Origin of the sequence: Thermomonas sp. LB-4 (assembly GCF_036409385.1) — a bacterium.
Lineage (GTDB): Bacteria > Pseudomonadota > Gammaproteobacteria > Xanthomonadales > Xanthomonadaceae > Thermomonas.
In genome coordinates, this window is record NZ_JAXOFT010000002.1 from 126429 (window position 1) to 146355 (window position 19927).

General features: G+C 69.1%; 18 protein-coding genes. 10 read left to right on the forward strand and 8 right to left on the reverse strand.

Annotated elements, in window-relative coordinates:
- Positions 1-58: 58 nt before the first annotated feature.
- On the reverse strand, positions 59-454 hold the full coding sequence (locus SPK54_RS02360) for a DUF3224 domain-containing protein (protein WP_330946324.1): 396 nt from the start codon (positions 452-454) through the stop codon (positions 59-61).
- 103 nt (positions 455-557) lie between these two features.
- On the opposite strand from SPK54_RS02360, the gene SPK54_RS02365 reads away from it, so the two are divergent.
- From SPK54_RS02365 to SPK54_RS02395, 7 genes are all read left to right on the forward strand, one after another.
- A complete protein-coding gene (locus tag SPK54_RS02365; protein WP_330946494.1) occupies positions 558-1208 on the forward strand; it encodes a histidine phosphatase family protein in 651 nt (216 codons plus the stop codon).
- A gap of 144 nt (positions 1209-1352) precedes the next feature.
- Positions 1353-2633, forward strand: a complete 1281-nt coding sequence (folC, locus tag SPK54_RS02370) for a bifunctional tetrahydrofolate synthase/dihydrofolate synthase (RefSeq protein WP_330946325.1) — start codon at positions 1353-1355, stop codon at positions 2631-2633.
- Between the two features lie 59 nt (positions 2634-2692).
- On the forward strand, positions 2693-3637 hold the full coding sequence (locus SPK54_RS02375) for an SPOR domain-containing protein (RefSeq protein ID WP_330946326.1): 945 nt from the start codon (positions 2693-2695) through the stop codon (positions 3635-3637).
- A 25-nt stretch (positions 3638-3662) separates the two neighbouring features.
- Entirely contained in the window at positions 3663-5132 is a 1470-nt protein-coding gene (gene purF / locus SPK54_RS02380; RefSeq protein ID WP_330946327.1) for an amidophosphoribosyltransferase, read from the forward strand.
- Between the two features lie 203 nt (positions 5133-5335).
- Positions 5336-6151 carry a ferritin-like domain-containing protein gene (locus SPK54_RS02385; RefSeq protein WP_330946328.1) on the forward strand — a complete coding sequence of 272 codons (816 nt, stop codon included), beginning with the start codon at positions 5336-5338 and terminating at the stop codon, positions 6149-6151.
- A 59-nt stretch (positions 6152-6210) separates the two neighbouring features.
- Positions 6211-6711, forward strand: a complete 501-nt coding sequence (locus SPK54_RS02390; RefSeq protein ID WP_330946329.1) for a hypothetical protein — start codon at positions 6211-6213, stop codon at positions 6709-6711.
- The gene (locus SPK54_RS02395) at positions 6708-7187 is read left to right on the forward strand and encodes a hypothetical protein (RefSeq protein WP_330946330.1); all 480 of its coding nucleotides are present in this window, start codon (positions 6708-6710) and stop codon (positions 7185-7187) included. The genes SPK54_RS02390 and SPK54_RS02395 overlap by 4 nt, the downstream gene beginning before the upstream one ends.
- Here the strand turns inward: SPK54_RS02395 and lpxH are convergent.
- Genes lpxH through SPK54_RS02410 form a run of 3 tightly spaced genes read right to left on the reverse strand, consistent with a single transcriptional unit; the run spans position 7184 to position 11466 of the window.
- Positions 7184-7915 (reverse strand): UDP-2,3-diacylglucosamine diphosphatase, encoded by a 732-nt coding sequence (lpxH, locus tag SPK54_RS02400; RefSeq protein WP_330946331.1) that lies wholly within the window; start codon positions 7913-7915, stop codon positions 7184-7186. The genes SPK54_RS02395 and lpxH overlap by 4 nt on opposite strands.
- Positions 7916-7939: 24 nt before the next feature.
- Positions 7940-10912, reverse strand: coding sequence for a protein kinase (locus SPK54_RS02405; RefSeq protein ID WP_330946332.1), 2973 nt, complete (start codon positions 10910-10912; stop codon positions 7940-7942).
- Positions 10909-11466, reverse strand: coding sequence for an ECF-type sigma factor (locus SPK54_RS02410; protein WP_330946333.1), 558 nt, complete (start codon positions 11464-11466; stop codon positions 10909-10911). The genes SPK54_RS02405 and SPK54_RS02410 overlap by 4 nt, the downstream gene beginning before the upstream one ends.
- A gap of 136 nt (positions 11467-11602) precedes the next feature.
- On the opposite strand from SPK54_RS02410, the gene SPK54_RS02415 reads away from it, so the two are divergent.
- The gene (locus SPK54_RS02415) at positions 11603-14122 is read left to right on the forward strand and encodes a hypothetical protein (RefSeq protein ID WP_330946334.1); all 2520 of its coding nucleotides are present in this window, start codon (positions 11603-11605) and stop codon (positions 14120-14122) included.
- Between the two features lie 81 nt (positions 14123-14203).
- Here the strand turns inward: SPK54_RS02415 and SPK54_RS02420 are convergent, their stop codons facing one another.
- From SPK54_RS02420 to SPK54_RS02430, 3 genes are all read right to left on the reverse strand, one after another.
- Positions 14204-15010, reverse strand: coding sequence for a hypothetical protein (locus SPK54_RS02420; RefSeq protein WP_330946335.1), 807 nt, complete (start codon positions 15008-15010; stop codon positions 14204-14206).
- A gap of 43 nt (positions 15011-15053) precedes the next feature.
- Complete coding sequence (locus SPK54_RS02425) at positions 15054-16031, reverse strand: VWA domain-containing protein (RefSeq protein WP_330946336.1); 978 nt, start codon at positions 16029-16031, stop codon at positions 15054-15056.
- 126 nt (positions 16032-16157) lie between these two features.
- Positions 16158-17285, reverse strand: coding sequence for a VWA domain-containing protein (locus SPK54_RS02430; RefSeq protein WP_330946337.1), 1128 nt, complete (start codon positions 17283-17285; stop codon positions 16158-16160).
- A gap of 155 nt (positions 17286-17440) precedes the next feature.
- Between SPK54_RS02430 and SPK54_RS02435 the strand changes: the two genes are divergently transcribed.
- A complete protein-coding gene (locus tag SPK54_RS02435; protein ID WP_330946338.1) occupies positions 17441-18460 on the forward strand; it encodes a hypothetical protein in 1020 nt (339 codons plus the stop codon).
- A gap of 16 nt (positions 18461-18476) precedes the next feature.
- Positions 18477-19211: a hypothetical protein gene (locus SPK54_RS02440; protein WP_330946339.1), complete on the forward strand. Its 735-nt coding sequence runs from the start codon at positions 18477-18479 to the stop codon at positions 19209-19211.
- Between the two features lie 16 nt (positions 19212-19227).
- Here SPK54_RS02440 and SPK54_RS02445 read toward each other — a convergent pair whose 3' ends face one another.
- Positions 19228-19824, reverse strand: a complete 597-nt coding sequence (locus tag SPK54_RS02445; protein ID WP_330946340.1) for a hypothetical protein — start codon at positions 19822-19824, stop codon at positions 19228-19230.
- Between the last annotated feature and the right edge of the window lie 103 nt (positions 19825-19927).

A 19927-nucleotide genomic window follows, 5' to 3' on the forward strand; every position in this document is an offset into this window, starting at 1 on the left:
GCCTCGAGTCAGAACGGAAAACGCCGGCCTCGCGCCGGCGTTTTCCTTTGCGCGATCCTCACGCGTCGCGGAAGTCGTAATCGAACGTGTAGGAGTGCTTGCCGTCGGTGATGTCGATGCCGATGCGTCCGTGCAGGCCTTCCAGTTCGCCGGTGCCGGAGTCGGGGATCACCGTGACCTCCAGCGACGGTCGGCCGCGATCCATCGTGCCGCTGTGCTGGACGAAGAAGCTGCCGCGGCGGCCGTCCAGGGTGCCTTCGATGCGCTCGATCGCCACGTAGGCGCCGGATCCCTGCACGGGCGACATCAGCGCCAGCATGTGCACCACGCTGACGGCATCCAGCGGACCGCGGAAACGCTTGTCGAAGCGGGAGTGGCCGATGGTCGCGCCCTCGCCGATCTCCAGTTCTTCCTGTGGTATGCGGGTGACTTCGAATTCGCCCTTGGCCTGCATGTCCCGGACTCCTGTCTGTGGGAACCCGAGCCTACCGCGCAGCGTGTAAACCGCGTGCAACCTGCTAGCATGGTGCGCTGCACAAACGGTGAGCCCGCTGCACATGAAGATCCTGCTTGCCCGCCACGGCGAAACGCCGTGGAACGCCGAAGGCCGCTACCAGGGCCAGGTCGATATCCCCCTCTCGGACCTCGGCATCGCCCAGGCCACCGCGCTGGGCGAGCGGTTGAAGGACCTGCGCATCGACCGTGCAGTGGCGTCGCCGCTGGCGCGCGCCACCCGCACCGCGCAGCTGGCGCTGGGCGCGGCACGGGCACCGCGGCTGGTGTTCGACGAGGGCCTGCTGGAAATCGGCCACGGCGAGTGGGAAGGCCTGCTGGCCAGCGAGATCGCCGCGCGCGATCCCGAGCGCCTGCGCGACTGGCGCGATGCGCCGGAGACGGTGCTGATGCCGGGGGCGGGCGGCGAATCGCTGCAGGGCGTGCTGGACCGGGCCTGGCCGGCGCTGGAGCGCGCCTGCGACGGCCTCGGTGCGGACGACACGCTGCTCATCGTCGCCCACGACGCGGTCAACCGCGTGCTGCTGTGTCGTGTGCTGGGCCTGCCGCTGTCGCGGCTGTGGACGTTCCGGCAGGCGCCGACCACGCTCAACCTGCTGCAGGGCGACCGCGTCGACGCGCTGGAAGTGGTGCGCCTCAACGATTGCGCCCACCACACCCCGTTCTTCGGCGAGGCGAAGCACCGGGCGCTGTGATGCCGAAGTGCAGCGCCGGAGCCCTACCGCCCGCAGACTTCGAGCGCGCCAGGGATGGCGCGCGGTCGCGCATCGGAGCCGGATGCGGAGCCTAAGCGGCGAAGCCTGCGGGCGGTAGGGTTTCGGCGCGGTGGCGCGCTTAAAATGAGTGCCATGCCTCACTCCTTATCCGACTGGCTCGAGTTCATCGAGTGCCAGCACCCGAACAACATCGCCATGGGCCTCGACCGCGTGCGCGCAGTCGCCGCGCGCATGGGCCTGGGCAAGCCGGCGAGAAAAACGCTCATCGTCGGCGGCACCAACGGCAAGGGCTCGACGGTCGCCTTCGCCGAGGCCATCGCCCGCGCGCAGGGGCTGCGCGTCGGTGCCTACACCTCCCCGCATCTGCACCGCTACAACGAGCGCGTGCGCATCGACGGGCGCGATGCCGATGATGCGGCGCTGGTCGCCGGCTTCGAAGCGGTGGAGGCCGCGCGCGGCGACATCGCACTGACCTATTTCGAATACGGCACGCTGTGCGCGCTGTGGCTGTTCCAGCGCGAGGCGCTGGATCTCGCAGTACTGGAGGTCGGCCTGGGCGGGCGGCTGGACGCGGTGAACCTTGTCGATGCCGATGCCGCGATCGTCACCACCGTCGATCTGGATCATCAGGACTGGCTGGGCGGCGACATCGAGGCGATCGGCTTCGAGAAGGCCGGCATCGCGCGGCCGTTCAAGCCGCTGGTGCTGGGCGACGATGATCCGCCGGCCAGCGTGCTGCGCCACGCCTACGCCATCGGTGCGCCGGCCTGGCGGATCGCCAACGACTTCTTCGCCGAACCGGTCGATGGCGGCCAGTGGCGCTGGTGCGAAGTCGGCTACGAGATCGTGCTGCCGCTGCCGATGCAGGCGCAGGGCGCGCCGGTGCAGCTGCGCAATGCCGCCTGCGCGATCGCCGCGCTGCGTGCGCTGGACCTCCCGCTGGAGGATGAAGCGCTGGCGCGCGGCGTGGCCGATGCCGCAGTGGCGGGCCGGCTGCAGCGGTTCAAGCGTGGCGGCGTGGAAGTTGTCGTCGACGTCGGTCATAACCCGCAGGCCGCCGCTGCGCTGGCCGATTGGCTGCGTGCCCAGCCGAGGCGGCGCACCCTGGCCGTGTACGCTGCGCTCGCCGACAAGGACGCCGCCGGCGTGGCGACCGCACTGGTCGACACGGTGGACGGCTGGCTGTTGGCCGGCTCGCTGGATGCCGGTCCGCGCGGCAGCGATGCGGCGGCATTGGCCCAGCGCCTGGCGGGCACGGTGGCGGCCGGGGGTACCCGCCACGCCGATGTTGCAGACGCCCTGGCGGCCGCGCTGGCGCAGGCAGCGCCGGACGGCCGCGTGCTTGCGTTCGGTTCGTTCCACGCCGCTTCGGAAGCGCTGCGCCACCTGAACGCGTCGGACTGACCGCCGCCGGCATGCCGGTATAATCGTCCTCCCACTGCGCCTGGCTCCACGGAATGTCGATGGATACGTCGCTGAAACAGCGCCTGGTCGGCGCCGCCGTGCTGGTTGCGCTGGCCGTGATCTTCCTGCCGCTGCTGGTCAAGGGGCCCGCGCCCGACAGTGGCGTTTCCGATGTGTCCCTGCGGGTGCCGCCGGAGCCGAAGGGGCCCGACGGCACCGTGACCCAGGACCTGCCGCTGGTCGCTCCAGCTGCGGCACCGGCCGGCAGCGTCTCCGGCATGCCCGATTCGGTGCCGGACGCGGCCCCGCCGCCGGCGGCCGATGCGGCGCCGCTGGCAGCGGTCGCGGCCGGCGACTTTGCGGTGAGCTTCGGCAGCTATGCCAGCGCCGGCGATGCGGACAAGGTGATTGCGGCGCTGTCTGCGGCCGGCCTGCCGGGCTATCGCGAAGCGGTGGCGCTGGGCGATCGCCAGGCGCAGCGCGTGCGCATCGGGCCGTTCGCCGACCGCGCCACTGCCGAATCGGCGCGCCTGCGCGCCGGCCAGGTGCGCAGCGACGTGGAGGCCAAAGTGGTGGCGCTGGACGCCGCAGCCACGGCGACTCCCGCTGCGCCCACCGCTCCGGCGGCGACCAAGCCCGCGCCGGCGCAACCGAAGATCGAAGCCAAACCGCTGCCCAAGATCGAGCCAGCCAAGTCCGAGCCGGCCAAGCCCGCCGTCGCGCCGGCAGCCAAGCCCGAGCCGCAGCCGGCGAAGCCGGCCAATCCCGCCGGCACCGGTTTCGTGGTGCAGATCGGTGCGTTCGCTTCGGCGCCGGATGCGCTGGCCCAGCGCGATGCGCTGCGCAAGGCCGGTTTCAATGCGTTCACCGATTCCGTGCCCGGCCCGAACGGCACCCTCACCCGGGTGCGGGTGGGGCCGGTGATGACCCGCGCCGAGGCCGATGCGCTGAAGGCAAAACTCAAGGCTGCAGGCAGGGACGGCATGGTCCGTCCGCATCCCTGAGCCCAACCAACAGGAAGTCCCAAGCATGTGCGGCATCGTGGGTATCGTCGGCCAGAGCGAAGTGGCCGGGTTGTTGTATGACGGGCTGACCATGCTCCAGCACCGCGGCCAGGACGCGGCCGGCATCGCCACCGTGCACGGCTCGCACCTGCGCGTGCACAAGGGCAACGGGCTGGTGCGCGACGTGTTCGACGCGAAGTCGATGGCGCTGCTGGAAGGACAGGTCGGCATCGCCCACTGCCGCTACCCGACCGCCGGCAGCGAAGGCAGCGACGAGGCGCAGCCGTTCTACGTCAACTCGCCGTTCGGCATCGCGCTGGCGCACAACGGCAACCTGACCAACGCCGAAGCGCTGCGCCGCGAGGTGTTCGAGCAGGATCGCCGCAACGTCAACACCGGATCCGATTCGGAAGTGCTGCTCAACGTGTTCGCGCACGAGCTGGACACCCAGCGCGCGCTGACGCCGGACGCGGTGTTCGCCGCGCTGGAAGGCGTCAACCGCCGGGTGAAGGGCGGCTACGCCGTGGTCTGCACGGTGCTGGGCCTTGGTCTGGTGGCGTTCCGCGACCCTCACGGGATCCGGCCGCTGGTGCTGGGCAAGCGCAGCGGTGCGGCGCGCGACGAGTACATCGTCGCCTCCGAGTCGGTGGCGCTGGACGTGCTGGGCTTCGAGCGCGTGCGCGACGTCGCGCCCGGCGAGGGCATCATCATCACCAACGATGGCGAGCTGTTCGCGCGCGAATGCGCGCCCGCCGCGCCGCATGCCACCTGCATCTTCGAGTACGTGTATTTCGCCCGGCCCGATTCGATGATCGAGGAAATCTCGGTGCACAAGGCGCGCATGCGCATGGGCGTGACGCTGGGCGAGAAGATCCTGCGCGAGCGGCCGGGCCACGACATCGACGTGGTCATCCCGATCCCCGACACCAGCCGAGACTCCGCGCTGGAGATCGCCAACGTGCTGGGCGTGAAGTACCGCGAGGGCTTCATCAAGAACCGCTACGTCGGCCGCACCTTCATCATGCCGGGGCAAGGCGAGCGGGCGAAGTCGGTGAAGCGCAAGCTCAACCCGATCCCGCTGGAATTCCGCAACCGCGTGGTGCTGCTGGTGGACGATTCCATCGTGCGCGGCACCACCAGCCAGCAGATCGTGCAGATGGCGCGCGATGCGGGCGCGAAAAAGGTCTACCTGGCCTCGGCGGCGCCGCCGGTCCGCCACCCCAACGTGTACGGCATCGACATGCCGTCGCGCGAGGAGCTGGTGGCGCACGGCCGCAGCGAGAAGGAGATCGAGCAGCTGCTGGGCTGCGACTGGCTGGTCTACCAGGACCTGGCCGACCTGGAAGTGGCGGTTGCCGGGCCGAAGTTCCCGGGGCGCAAGTTCGACAGTTCGTGCTTCAACGGCGAATACGTGACCGGGATCGATGCCGATTACTTCGAGCGTATCCAGCAGCAGCGCTCGGACGAGGCGAAGAAGAAGCGGAGAGCCGGCTAACCGCCCACGGGATTCCCGGGAGGGCGATGGAGGGCAGGCCCCGCAAGCCGCTCCCCGATACTCGCTTGGTTGCGGGGCCTGCCCTCCATCGCCTCGCGAGAGTGTCGGGTGGGGGAGTGACCGGGTGCGTTTCAACCAAGCGAGTATCGGGGAGCGACTTGAAACGCACCCGGTCACTCCCCCTGCGGTAAGCCTCAGTTCCCATGACCAGTCTCTTCACCGCCGCCCGCGCCTGCCTCGACGCCGCCACTGCGGACGACAAACCCGCGTTGACGCTGGCGATGGCCGCCGCGTTTGCACGCGGCGAGTTGGTGGTCGATGACGACGCGCCGCCGCCCGCGCCGATCCGCATGCCGGGCCGGCCCGCGCGCCCGGTGCTGGTGCATCCGCGCGACCTGCCGCGCCGCGGCTTCGGCACCGATGAAGGCCGTGCAGCATTCATCCACGCCGTCGCCCATATCGAGTTCAACGCGATGGACTTGGCCTGGGATGCGGTCTACCGGTTTCGCGGCATGCCGGCCGCGTTCTACGCGGACTGGGTGGCGGTGGCCGGCGACGAGGCGCGCCACTTCAACCTGCTGCGCGAGCGGCTGCGCGATCTCGGCCGCGACTACGGCGATTTCGACGCCCACAACGGCCTGTGGGAAATGGCGGAGAAGACCGCGCACGACGGCCTGGCGCGGATGGCGCTGGTGCCGCGGGTGCTGGAGGCGCGTGGGCTCGACGTCACGCCGGGGATGATCGTGAAGCTGCGCGGGCTGGGCGACCTGGCCACGGTCGGCATCCTGGAGGTCATCCTGCGCGAGGAAGTGGCGCACGTCGCCGCAGGCTCGCGCTGGTATCGCTGGTACTGCGCGCGCGCGGGCATCGAGCCTCGCGCGCGCTTCCGCGAGCTGCTGCGCGACTACGCCAGCGGCGTGCTGCACAAGCCGTTCAACACCGAAGCGCGGCTGCAGGCGGGGTTCGATGCCGAGGAGCTGGAAAGCCTGCTGGCGCAGGCGGACGCGCCGGGGCATTGACCTGCCCGTCACCCCCGCGCAGGCAGAGTCCGGGTGGACATTCGCTGGACGGAGCCGCCATGCCCATCGCCCGCCTGTTCCTGCTGGTCGCATTCGCTGCCACCAGCACCGCCTGCAACCGGCCCGCCGATCAGGATGTGCCGCAGGCGGTGGCGCCGTCGCCGGTGCAGCAGCCCGAATCCACGGCAGCGGCGATGCGCGGGGACCCGCCGCCCGAGGCGGATGCGCCGCCGCTCGCCACGCCGGCCACCCTGCATTTCCATGCCAACGGGTTTTCCCCGGCGTGGCGGGTGGAGGGCGAGGGCGAGACGCTGAAGATCGACGTGCCGGAACACCGCCGTACCGACCGCGGTTATGTCACGGTTACCGCCCGCCACAGCAAGGACGGTAGTTTCGAGATCTACAGCGGCAAGGATGGGGCGGTCGAATACACCCTCACCCTGGATGCGAAGGCGCCGTGCAATCTGGCCAGTGGCGAGGACGGCCGGGGTAACCGCGAGTTCGAGGCGATCCTCACTTACGGCGAAACCGTCTACCGGGGATGCGCGGACCGCCGATGAAACATGCACGCAACGCGACGAGGGGCTGCGCGCGCCGGGGCGGTGGGGTGATGACGGTCCTGTGCGTATTGCTTGCCGCCTGCACCGGCTCGCCGCCGCCGACGCAGGCCGTGTCCGCCCACCGCGCCGGACCGGCCCCGCCTTCTGCACCGGCAGCGGGCGGGGCGCCAGCGCGCTGGCATGTCGTCGGCACCGAGCCCTTCTGGAGCGTGCGCATCGAGGGCATGACGCTGCTGTTTGCCACGCCCACGGACCCCGCGGGCCGGAAGCTGGCCGGGAGCGTCGAGCGCGAGGAGGGAGCGCTGCAGTTCCGCGGCGAGGACCGCGGCAGGCCGTTCGCCCTGCGGCTGGTGCGCGGTGAATGCAGCGACGGCATGTCGGATCGGCGCTATGCGTACCGGGCCGATTTCGAGATCGACGGTGCGCGCTACCGCGGCTGCGCCGATGCGGACCCCGCCGCCGCTTCCCGGGATTAAGCCTGCGTCAGCGAGGCGAGGTCGGTCACGCCGGCACCGATCCGCAGCGCCGAGCCCTGCTCGTACCAGTCGCCCAGCACGATGCGGGTGCGGCCGTCGCTTTCGTCGTGGATCGCGGGACGGTGCGTGTGCCCGTGGATCATCCGTTGCACGTCGAAGCGGGTGAACCAGTCCTGCACGGTGGCCGGGGCCACATCGCCGATGGTTTCCGCCATGCCCTTGGCCGCCAGCTCGCCGTAGCGCGCCTTGCTGGCCGCGCGTGCCTGCGCCGCGAAGGCCAATCGCGCCGCCAGCGGCTGCGCGAGGAATTGCGCCTGCCACTGCGGGTCGCGGGTCTGCGCGCGGAACTGCTGGTAGGCGGCATCGTCGGTGCACAGCAGGTCGCCGTGCAGGAGCAGGGTGGGCTTGCCGTAGAGGTCCACGACGGTGGGATCGTCGAGCAGGATCATGCCGCTGCGCGCGGCATAGGCTTCGCCGAGCAGGAAGTCGCGGTTGCCGCGGATGAAATAGGTCGGCACGCCGGCATCGGCCAGCGCGCGCAGGCGGTCGGCGACGAACGTGCCGGCGTCGGACGGATCGTCATCGCCCACCCAGGCCTCGAACAGGTCGCCGAGGATGTAGAGCGCGTCGGCGCCGCGCGCCTCGCCATCGAGGAAACGGCCGAACAGCGCGGTGATCTCCGGGCGTTCCGGGTCGAGGTGCAGGTCGGAGACGAAGAGCGTGGTCATGCGGCAATTGTAGGGCGGCATGCCTTAGCGCAGCGCGCGCAGTTCCGCCAGCTCCGGCAGCCATGCCGCCTTCGCGGACAGGATGGCGATGGCGGCGTCGAGTTCCTTGCGCGCGTCGGCGCGCCGGCCCGAGGCGAACAGCGCGCGGGCAAGGACGCCGTGCGCCAGCCCGGTGTCGCGATGGTCGTCGCCGATCGTGGCGGCGAACATCGCGATGGCCTTGCGCGCTTGCTCGGCGGCGGCGCCGGCATCGTGCGATGCGAGCTGCGCGCGGGCCAGCGTCATCAGGGCAAACGCCTCGCGGCGGCTGTCGGGCGAGGATGCATGCGCGCGCTCCAGCGACATGCGCGCGTGCTGAGATGCGGGCGCGGGCAGCCCATTGGCGAGTTCGGCCAGCGCCAGCGTCCACAGCACGCTCGGCGCCTCCTCGGCGGAATCGCCGCCGGCCGGCAGATCCCGCCAGTTCCGCCGGGCCAGCGACAGCGCTTCGGCAGTGCGGCCCTGATGCAGCAGGTTGGCGGACAGTTCGTTGCGCGCAACCGCCAGCGAAGAACCCGTTTGCGCCCCGGGAGCGGCACGCAGCTTGGCCTCCAGCACCGATGCCACCTTGCGCAATTGCGCCTCGCCTTCGGCCAGGTTGCCGCTACGGCTGTACAGCGCGGCCAGGTTGCCGCGCGCGGCCAGCAGGTTGCTGTTGTCGGCCGGCAGGGCCTTGGCCCAGACGCTCACGGCTTCGTTGATCTTGTCGGTGGCGCAGGCCATGTCGCCGAGCTGGTAGCAGGCCACGCCCCAGTTGTTGAGTTCGCGGCCCAGGTCGCTCTCGCGGCCGGGTGGTTGCCTGCGGTAGATGGCAACCGCTTCGGCGTGCAGGGGAAGCGCTTCCTTGTTGCGGCCCAATGCGTCCATTTGCTGGGCCAGCTGACCGGTGCCGAGCGCGATGTAGGGATGCTGCGGTGGCAGGATGCGGCGGCGAATTGCCAGCGAGCGTTGCTCCGTCGTGGCGGACTGTTCGTTCTGGCCGGCCAGGGCCTGGTAGACGGACAGGTTGTGCAGGGCGCTGGCGAGCTTGAACTCGTTGAGCGGCCTGGCCTGGCGGATGCCCGCGACGACGTCCTGCATGTGGCTGGCGGCTTCGGCCTGCTGACCGGGGCCGCTGCTGAGGAGTTCTGCGTATTGCAGTCTTGCGCTCAGAGTCAGCGGGTCGTTGTCGCCGCGCAGTCCACGCAGGAGTGTCCAGGCGCGGCGGGCGAGCGGCAGGGCCGCATCGTATTGCTCGCGGTAACCCAGCAACTGGGCACGCTTCACTTGCAGGTAGGCCGCGTTTGCCTCGGATTCGGCCAGCGTGTCGGCATGCGCGCGTCGCCAGTCTTCCGCGGCATCAAGGCACTGTCCGGTTGCTTCCAGCTTCTCGGCCAGTTGCAGGATTTCGCATTGGCGCAGCCGCGCCTGCATGATGTCGCCGGTCTGGGAAGCGGGCAGCAATTCCAGCGTCTGTGCCACCTCCCTGCCTGCCTTCGGGTATTCGCCCAATGCGATGTAGCCGCCAGCCAACGTCAGCCGCAGTTTTCCTTCCGCATCCGGCTGTCCATGCAGTTCGCCGTGGTCCAGCCGCGCCACGCCGGCATCGATCAGTTGTCGCACCGTGGCGTCCGGGCCCAGCCCTTCTTCCGGATCGATGCTGCGGAACACGTCGACCAGATAGGCGTTCACCACGTCGGCGCGCTGCGCCTGCAGGCGCGCCTCGTGCGCCTGCCACAGCGCGGTGCCGAGGCCCGCGCACAGCGCGACGACCACCGCGGCGGCGGCGCCCACCGCCAGCGTGTTGCGGCGGACGAAGCGGCCGGCGCGATAGCGCCAGGTCGGCGCGCGCGCCGAGACCGGGTTGCCGTCCAGCCAGGCCAGCAGGTCGTCGCGCAGCGCATCGACGCCGCCGTAGCGTTGCGTGGGGTCGGACGCCAGGCAGCGCCGGGCGATGGCGGACAGGTCACCGCGCAGTTGCTTGGCCAGCGCGGCGGGCGTGCCGCCGCGCTTCGCGGCGTCTTCCGCGGAGGCATGCAGGCCGGCTTCCCACAGCGGCTGCGGGTCGCCATCCATGCGGGTCAGCCGGGTGCGCAGCGGGGTGTCGCCGGTCAGGCCGTAGGGATGCGCCTGTGCCAGCAGTGCATACAGCAGCACGCCGAGTTGATACAGGTCGGTGGCGGTGGAGACCGGCTCGCCGTGCAATTGTTCGGGCGAGGCGTATTCGGGGGTGAACGCGCGCTCGCCGGTGCGGGTCTGTCCGGCGTCTTCCTCCTCCATCAGCTTGGCGATGCCGAAGTCCAGCAGGAACGCGTGCCCGCCGGCATCGACCACGATGTTGGAGGGCTTGAGGTCGCGATGCACCACCAGTTGCCGGTGCGCGAATGCCACCGCGTCCAGCACCTGCAGCAGCAGGCGCACGCGGGCGCGCACGTCCAGCGCGTGTGCATCGCACCAGCGGTCGATGCGTTCGCCGTCGACCTGCGGCATGACGAAGTAGGGCGCGTCGCGGTCGTCCACGCCGCCGTCGAGCAGGCCGGCGATGTGCGGGTGCTGCAGGCGGGCGAGGATCTGCCGTTCGCGCAGGAAGCGCTGGCGGGCGAGCGGGCTGTCCAGGCCGATGCGGATGCGCTTGAGCGCGGCCTCGCGGTCGTAGGCGCCGTCGACGCGCGCCACCCGGTACACCGCGCCCATGCCGCCGCGGCCGAGCACGCCGCGCACTTCCCACGGGCCGATGCGCGTGCCGGTCGGCAATTCGGCGGCGTCGGCCGCGTCGTCGCGCAGCGCGGCGAGTTTCGGCGTGATCGGATCGGACGCGGTGGCGGCGTCGGCGGCCAGCATCGCCCGCACGTGCGCCAGCAGTTCGGCGTCTCCGGCGCAGGCGTCCGCGAGCCATGCGTCGCGCGCGTCGGCAGGCCGTTCCAGCGCGTCCTCGAACAATTGCAGCGCCTGTTGCAGGCGGGCCGGATCCACACTCATGCGCGTGCGGGCTCCAGTTGCGACATCAGGAAGGCGCGCGCCTTGCGCCAGTCGCGCTGCACGGTGCGTTCGGTGACGTCGAGCATCTTCGCGATCTCGGTTTCCGCGTAGCCGCCGAAGCAGCGCAGTTCCACCACCGCAGCGGCGCGGGCGTCGGCGGACGACAGGTGTTCCAGCAGCGCATCCAGTCGCAGCACGTCGATCGGGTTGTCGGGGGCGGCCAGGCCGGTGTGCAGGGTGACCTGCGCGAGGTCGCCGCCGCGCTTGTCGGCCTTGCGGTGGCGGGCGTGGTCGATCAGCACCTGCCGCATCGCCCGCGCGGACAGCGCCAGCAGCGCGTGCCGATCCTGCGGGCGGAAACCGGGATCGCGCGCCAGCTTCAGGTAGGTCTCGTTGACCAGCGCGGTGGTGTTGAACTCGCCGCCGCCGCGCCGCAGCTGCGCGTGCGCGGCCTGCTTGAGGTCGGCATAGACCGCCGCGTAGGCCTGGCCCAGGGCCGCGCCGCCCGCGCTGGGGATCTGTTGCAGCCAGTGGGTGACGGAGGCGTGGTCCATGACCATGCGAAAGGGGTGCCCGCGCGCAGGATAGCGAAGCCGGGGCGCGCGATGTCGGGTCGCGCGCCGCTTCTTCGCATTGACGGATATGGCCCGCATTCCGCGCGGCCTGTACCTACCGTTCGGGGAGTCCGTCATGTCCACGCACCACCGCAATACCCGCCGCCGCGTGCCGGCGCTTTCCTTGCTCACGCTGGCGCTGCTGGGCGCGGTGTCGATGCCGGCCTTCGCGGCAGACGATGGCTGCTGGAGCTACGACTTCCTGACCGATACATGGACGCAAGGGGCGCCGGGTGCCGGTACCGATGCGGGTCAGGAACAGGGAAGCAGCAACAGCACCTGCAATTTCTCGTCATCCGCCTATGGCGCATGGAACAACGCCAGCGGCGAAAGAAGCAGTGCGGTGGGTTACTACAACGTCAGCGCCCAAAGGGACAGCAGCGCCTTCGGCAACGCCAACCAGGCCTGGGGCGATGGCAGCAACGCGTTCGGCCGCGGCAATGTCGCGTACGGCGCTTCCGCTTCCGCCTTCGGCTATGCCAATACGACCACGGGCGACTACAGCAGTGTGTTCGGGTTCTTTGGCTCGGCCAAGGGGACGGGCAGCGTGGTGGTGTCCGGCTGGTTCGACAAAAACCTCGATGGCGTGAGGGATGCGGATGAAACGTCAATGGCGAACGGCCTGTCCTCGGTGGCGGTGGGCACGGGCGTGATCGCCAGTGGCGACTATGCCAGCGCGGTCGGCGTGGGGAATGCCGCCGCTGGAGATTTCAGCAGTGCCTTCGGCATGGGCAGTTGGGCCAAGACTGCCTACAGCAACGCGTTCGGCTTTGGCAGCACCGCGTCGGGCAAGGCCAGCCTGGTGTTGGGTGGCTGGTTCGACTGGAACGACGACGGGATGGTGGATGCGGATGAACTGTCGAGCGCTAGCGGCCTGTCCTCGGTGGCGGTGGGCACGGGCGTGACCGCCAGTGGCGACTATGCCAGTGCGTTCGGCGTGCACAATTTCGCCGCTGGCGATTTGAGCAGTGCCTTCGGCGAAGGCAATACCGCCAGCGGCAACAGTGCCGGTGCCTTCGGCACCGGCAACAAGGCGAGCCAATCGAACGCCGGCGCGTTCGGTTACTGGAACACCGCCAGCGGTTCCAACAGCAGTGCCTTCGGCAACTTCAACACCGCCAGCGGTAGCGGCAGTAGTGCGTTCGGTTTCAACAACACCGCCAGCGGCTTTGCCAGCAGTGCGCTGGGGCTCGATGGCAAAGCCACCGGCAGCTACAGTCTGGCCGTGTCCAGCTGGTTGGACTTGAATGGAGACAACATTCGCGATGCGGGCGAGGCGGCCACCGCCAGCGGTTCGTACTCGGTGGCCATCGGCGGCGCGGTGACCGCCAGCGGCTACTCGAGCAGCGCCGTCGGCCTGATGAACACGGCCAGCGGCCAGCAGAGCAACGCCTACGGTTACGGCAATACCGCAAGCAAAATATGGAGCAGTGCCTTCGGCACCGGCAACAAGGCGATCGGCGACGGCAGCAATGCCTTCGGTTACGTCAATACCGCCAGCGGCCTGTACAGCAGCGCGTTCGGCAACAGCAACAAGGCGATCGGTGACCGCAGCCTGGCGATGGGCTTCACGTCGCAGGCGCTTGCGGCGCGCAGCGCGGCGATCGGTTACCAGGCCGTTGCAAATGCGGAGAACGTGGTGTCGTTCGGCCATGCCGCCGCCGATCTCAACGTGTTCGGCAATGCGTATGGCAGTGACTTCAACGCGCGCCTGATCCATGTCGACGATGGCATCGACGACACCGATGCGGTGAACGTCCGGCAGTTGAACGCGGCGATTGCAGGCGGCGCGTTCGATCCCACCGCCATCGTTAACGCTTTCGGTGGCGGCGCAGCATGGGCCGGCGGCCTCTTCACCGCGCCGAGCTACACCATCCAGGGCGTGAACTACAACAACGTGGGCGCGGCGCTGGCCGCCATCGACGGCTGGATGACGAGCAATGCCAACGGCGTGCAGTACGACGACGCCAGCCACGGCACGGTGACGCTGGATGGCGCAAGCGGCACCCAGATCAAGAACGTGGCCGACGCGACCGACGGCATGGATGCGGTGAACAAGGGCCAGATGGATGCCGGCGACGCGGCCACGTTGACCGCCGCGAACGGCTACACCGATGCGCGCGAAACCGCGATCCGCACCGACATGGCCGCGGGCGATGCGTCCACCCTCGTCGCGGCCAACGCCCATGCCGATGCCGGGGATGCCACGACGCTGACCGCGTCGAAGGGCTATGCCGACGCCAAGTCGGCCGCGACGCTGGCCTCCGCCAATGCCTACACCGACGGCAAGTTCGCCGCGTGGAACGATGCTTTCACGCAGTTCCAGCAGCAGACCGACCGCCGCTTCGCGCAGACCGACAGGCGCATCGACCGGATCGGCGCGATGGGCACGGCAATGACACAGATGGCGGTGAACGCGGCGCTCGCCAATAGCCCGCGCGGGCGCATCGCGGTCGGTATCGGTTCGCAGGGCGGGCAGGGCGCGGTGTCGATCGGCTACGGCAAGCGGGTGGGCGATCGCGGCTCGTTCTCGCTCGGCGCCTCGTTCGCCAGCGGCGAATCGTCGGCGGGCGCGGGTTTCGGCTTCGACCTGTAATCGCAGGCGCCGGCGATGCGAAACGGCGCGGATGACCGCGCCGTTTCTCGTCAACAGGGTTTGCCGTGCCTGCCCCCGGGCTTATCGACCGAACTTCGGCATCGCCTTCAACGGCAACGACGCATAGTCGAAGCGCCCGCTGGCCGAGGGCAGCATCTTGCTGTCCAGTTTCTTCGCCATCGACGATGCCGCCAGATCCTTCGCCGAGAAAGTGCCGGCAATGGCGTAGGTGTCGTCCGCCGTGCGCTCGAAGCGCTCGATAGTCACCTGCACGGTCTTGCTGCTGTAGACATCGAAGACCGCCTTGCTGTTGGGGCGGTAGTTCAGGCTGGCGCTGTCCAGCGCCAACGTCTTGTCGTCGAAGCGCATGCTGAGTTCCACCTGGCTACCGTCGCCGGCCTTGCCGTTCAGGTTCACCTGGAGCACGTGGATGATGTCGATCTTCTGGACGACGGCCTCGTGGAAGGTCTTGCCGGCCATGCTGCCCACCACGTCGCGCACGTCGCCGGCATCCACCTTCATGCCGGTGCCCAGCTTCTCCAGCTTGCGGTTGGCGTCTTCGAGGGCCTGGCTGCCTTTGCGCGTGGCCAGCTTGTCGTCCAGTTGCTCGGCGATGTCGTCCGCCACCTTGGTGGACAGCGAGCGGAAGCGCTGGGTGCCCTTGCCGACGTCGGCTTCGATCATGCCTTGCACGCTCTGACCCGGTTGCAGCGGTGCGTCGCCACCGGGCAAGGCACCGGCATCGGCGGCATCGCCCGCGGCCTGTTCGATGGCGGCCTGCATGCCGGAGGCGGCGTTGCCCGCGGCGGGTGCGGCGTCCTGCTTGCAACCGGCAAGCAGGATCAGGGGCAGGGAAGCGGCAAGCAGCAGGGGACGATGGCGGGTCATGGGGAAACTCCTGTGAAGTCGGAAATGGGGAAACGGCGATGCGTCATTCGGCCGGGTTGGCATGGATGATCTCCACGCCGGGCTTGACTCCGGCCACCCAGCCGTCGTCTTGCTTTTCCAGCCGCAACGGTGCGCTCTTGCCTTTCAGTACGCAGCGCGGATGGTCGATGAAGTAGCTGCCCGCGGGTTCGTAATGCCAGGCGGCGCACCGCCCGTCGGCATAGCAGACGGCCTGGCAATCCTTCGCGCTCTGGTCGGTGCGGAAGTCCATTGACCGCGTGCCGCCGCCGTCTTCCACGCCTTCCAGCTGCGAGCCGGGCACCCAGGTCAGCGAATAGCCCGGCAGCCATTCCTGCGCGGACTTCACCTTCGGCTTCGGTGCGGCCGGCGCGGCGGCCACGTCGCCCAACGCCTTGTCGAGTTCCGCCGCGTTGCGCGCATGGACGTAGCGCCCGCCGGTGTTGGCGGCCAGGCATTGCAGTTGGCGATCCGCCTTGCTGCCTTTCTGGATGTCGAAGCCGATCACGTGCGCGGTGAAGTCCACGCCCGCCGCTTCCAGTTCCTTGCCCAGCGCGCAGGGATCGGCGTTGCAGGTTTCCTCGCCATCGCTGACCAGGATCACGGTCGCTTTCTGTTCGGTGTAGCGCAGCTGGTTGGCCGCCATCCGTACCGCCTCGGTGATCGGGGTCATGCCCTTGGGATTCAGCGCGTTGACCTGGCGACGGATGCCGGCCGCGGTGTTCGGGCCGATGGGCTGCAACACCTCGATGTCGCCGCAGTCGCCCTTGCGGCGGTGGCCGTAGGCCATCAGGCCCAGGTCGCCGCCTTTCCAGCCGTCCAGCATCTCGCCCACCGCTTCGCGGGCGATGGCGATCTTCGGCTTGCCGTCGATCTGGCCCCACATCGAGCCCGAGGCATCCAGCACCAGCATGGTCTTCGGTGGCTGCTGCCCGGCGGCATGCAGGCCGGCAGTGGTCAACGTGGCAGCGGCCAGCAGGCCGATGACGAAACGCGTTTTCATCGTACGGAGTCCTCGATACAGGTTTGGGATACGGCTTGGCATGCACGGCGGCCCAGGACGCTGCGTCCTGCCGCAATCAGCCGGGGAAAAGGCGGAACGGAATCCTGCGTATGGCCGCCACCTGGCTCAGCCGCCAAAGAGCTTGTTCAGCACCTTGTCGGTGGCCTTGTCGACGGCACGATCAGTGGCGCGATCCACCGCGTCTTCGGTTCGCTGCTGCTGGCGCTGGCCCTGCCGGCGGACTTTTTCATCGACCACGGTGGTTCGGGGCTGCCGGCGTGGTGCCACGCTCGCCTGGGGCTGTTCGCCAGCCGCCTCTTCTTCCGTCAACGTGTCTCCGAAATAGATGTAGGAGCTGGCCACCGCACCCAGGCCAGTCATTTCGGCGCCGTTGTCGATCATGAGGTAGTCGCCCTCGCGATCCTTGTCGTTGTAGAGGTACAGGCCCGACTCCATGCTGCATTTCAGGGAGCGCACGCGGTTGTCCCAACCCGGCGGCATCTCGTTGTCGTAGCCGTGCGCGCCCAGCAGCACGCTTTCGCCCTGGTAGTTGTCGCGGTCGTAGAGCCGGCAGCCCTTGGCCGGCCTGCCATCCGCCACCACGGCGGGCTTTGCGGGGGTGGTGCTGGCCACGTCACCCAGGGCCCTGTCGAGTTCCGCCGCGTTGCGCGCATGGACGTAGCGCCCGCCGGTGTTGGCGGCCAGGCATTGCAGTTGGCGATCCGCCTTGCTGCCTTTCTGGATGTCGAAGCCGATCACGTGCGCGGTGAAGTCCACGCCCGCCGCTTCCAGTTCCTTGCCCAGCGCGCAGGGATCGGCGTTGCAGGTTTCCTCGCCATCGCTGACCAGGATCACGGTCGCTTTCTGTTCGGTGTAGCGCAGCTGGTTGGCCGCCATCCGTACCGCCTCGGTGATCGGGGTCATGCCCTTGGGATTCAGCGCGTTGACCTGGCGACGGATGCCGGCCGCGGTGTTCGGGCCGATGGGCTGCAACACCTCGATGTCGCCGCAGTCGCCCTTGCGGCGGTGGCCGTAGGCCATCAGGCCCAGGTCGCCGCCTTTCCAGCCGTCCAGCATCTCGCCCACCGCTTCGCGGGCGATGGCGATCTTCGGCTTGCCGTCGATCTGGCCCCACATCGAGCCCGAGGCATCCAGCACCAGCATGGTCTTCGGTGGCTGCTGCCCGGCGGCATGCAGGCCGGCGGCGGCCAGCGTGGCGGCAGCCAGCAGGCCGGTGACGAGGGGTTTCTTCATGGTTCGGCTCCAAGGGGAATGGACGGCGCAGGAGGCACAGGCCCCGGCTCGGGATCACGTACGCAGATCCGGCACGAATGTGGACATCGGGCGGCGATGTCCGCATTCGCCGTGCGGACTGCGTAACCAACGCATCCCCTCTCTGGAGCCTGCTGATGACAACGATGCGATTCGCGCTGCTCACTGGACTGCTGGTAGCCGGCGGCGCCGCCGCCTACGGCATGCTCCAGGTGCCACGGCTCCAGGACCCGCCCAAGGCGAAGGTGGACCGCCTCACCGATGCGGACAGCGACCTGTTGCCGGTCAAGCCCAAGGGGGCGGGCGCGGACGACCTGCTGCCGGTCGAGCCCAAGGGCGCGGGCAAGGACGACCTGCTGCCGGTCAAATCGAAGGGCACGCCCAAGGATGAACTGCTGGATCCGTTTGCCGACGACAACAAGCCCGACGCGGCCGAGCGCCGGCGCCGGCTCGGCAGCAAGGCCGGCAAGCATCCCGCGCCGGGCATCAATACCAATTTTTCGTTCGACATGGTTCTTGGCTACCAGGCCCTGGTGCCGGGGACGGGAATGGTGCAGTCCTACTACCTGCTGAACTCCCGCCAGGGCCATATCGGCATGGATCGCGGCGCCATCGAAAGCATGGCGCAGGCATCGGCCGCGTCCGACGAAGCGTCGCTGGATTTCCAGGTGATCACCAACACCGGGAACCTCTACGCCTATACCACCAGCAGCGAAATGGGCCGTGTGGCGATGACGTTGCACAAGGAAGGCGGCGGGCTGGGGCGCGACTTCGACGCGCTCGAGGGCGGCGACTGGTTCGAGACCACCTTCAAGCCGACCGGCAAGGTGCGCGACATCGGCCGCGGCCTGTCGAACAAACCCTATCGCTCCGTGGAATACGCGGGCGTCGATCCGAACAGCGGCAAGCCGTTGAAGGTCTGGCTGGCCAACCCCGATTTCGAGGTGGATTTCTACTCGGTGTCGTACATGGGCGTCGGCATCGTGCCGTTGCCGAAGGCCGGGGTGCAGAAGCTGGTCACGCGGATGGAAGGCGACGGCGCCACGTTCGAACTGAGCTACGTGATGCGCAAGCAGCAGACGTTTTCCGGTGCCGGCTACAAGGACATGAGCGCGCTGATGGGTGCCTACGGGCGCGGCGCCCCGGGCGGATTCTGACCACATGGAGACCTCGATGAAAACGCACATGAAGACCCCATGCGCCGGCATGCTGCTGGCGATGCTGGCCGCCTTGCCGGCCGTCGCGCAGGAACCGCAGGGCCAGCTCAACCGCGGCGAGAAGCTGCTGATGGCGTACTGCGTGCAAGGCCAGGGATGCAGGGGCCACCTGGCCGACGTCACCCTGGACGATGTCGAGGTGGTGCTGCCCGGCATCGGCAACCCCAAGGGCGCGAAGGACCCCATCCTGGTGTTCCCGCGCGACAAGAACGGCGAGTGGACCTACTACGTGGACACCCGCCGCCAGCTGGGCGAGCTGCATCGCGCGTTCGGCGGCGTCGGGCAGCCGGAGATCGCCCTGTTCCCGCCGTCGCTGGACGGCGACATCCAGCCCCGCGACGGTCGCTGGGCGGTGACCACCGGCACGCCGAAGGCGCACGATTGCCTGCCCGGCGTGGCCTCGGCGGTGGCGCGACAGATGCCGGCGATGGCCGGCGGCAATATCGCCTTCAGCAAGCCGTTCAACGGCCGCCAGCTCATCGACAATCCGCGGATGACCTGGGTGAAGACCGCGCCGAACGCGTATGCCGCCGCGCTGAAGCCGCCCAACGGCAAGACCGCGATGGTGTTCCGCTACGAGATGCGCGTCGCGGCGCCGGAGCGCATCGACGGCAAGGCGCTGGTGATCGTGTCCATCCCCGGCATGAAGACCTGCCGCATCGAGACGCCGGTCAGCTACCGCAGGAAGTAGCAGTAGGCGCCGCGACTCAAGGCCGGTCGTCCGGCGTGCGCTCCGCAGCCACTGCGCGGCGCACGCCGTTGGCCTCGGCCACGTAGTCGCCCACCAGCTTCGCGCCGTCGCGGTGCAGTTCCAGTCGGTGCTCCGCGCCGTCGGCGGTTGGGTGGAAGGCCAGCACGATGCGCTCCGGCCCGGCCGTGACGCGGTCGAAGGCGGCGCCCAGGCCGATCGCTTCGCACTCCGACGTGCCGGTGATCGGTGCGTCCGCCAGTGCATCGCAGAACGGCTGCAACAGCACGTAGTCACCGCTGCCTTGCGCTTCGCCGGCGCTGCTCTGGATGGAGACCATCATCAGCGCGGCGTCGTTCAGATCGTCCGCGGCGACCACGCGCCAGTTGCCGTGGTAGCGATCGGGCGACGATTCGACGGTCGCAGCGTCCGGGCCTGCGCCGGGATCGGTGATTGGGTTGGTGATGGGATCGGTAATAGGCGCGGCGATGGGCACGGATTGGCTCTGCGCGGCAGCGGTGGCCTGCGGACGGGCCTCGGTCTGCGGTGCCACGGCGGTCGAGGGCACGCAGGCGGCCAGTGTGATGCAGCAGGCGGCCATCGACGACAGCAGCATGGAAGGATTCGGAATGGATATCGGCATCTTCTTGCGGGACGGAGCGGGGATCGCGATGGATACGCGATGCGGCAACGAAACCGGACAGCCAAGCCCGCTGTCA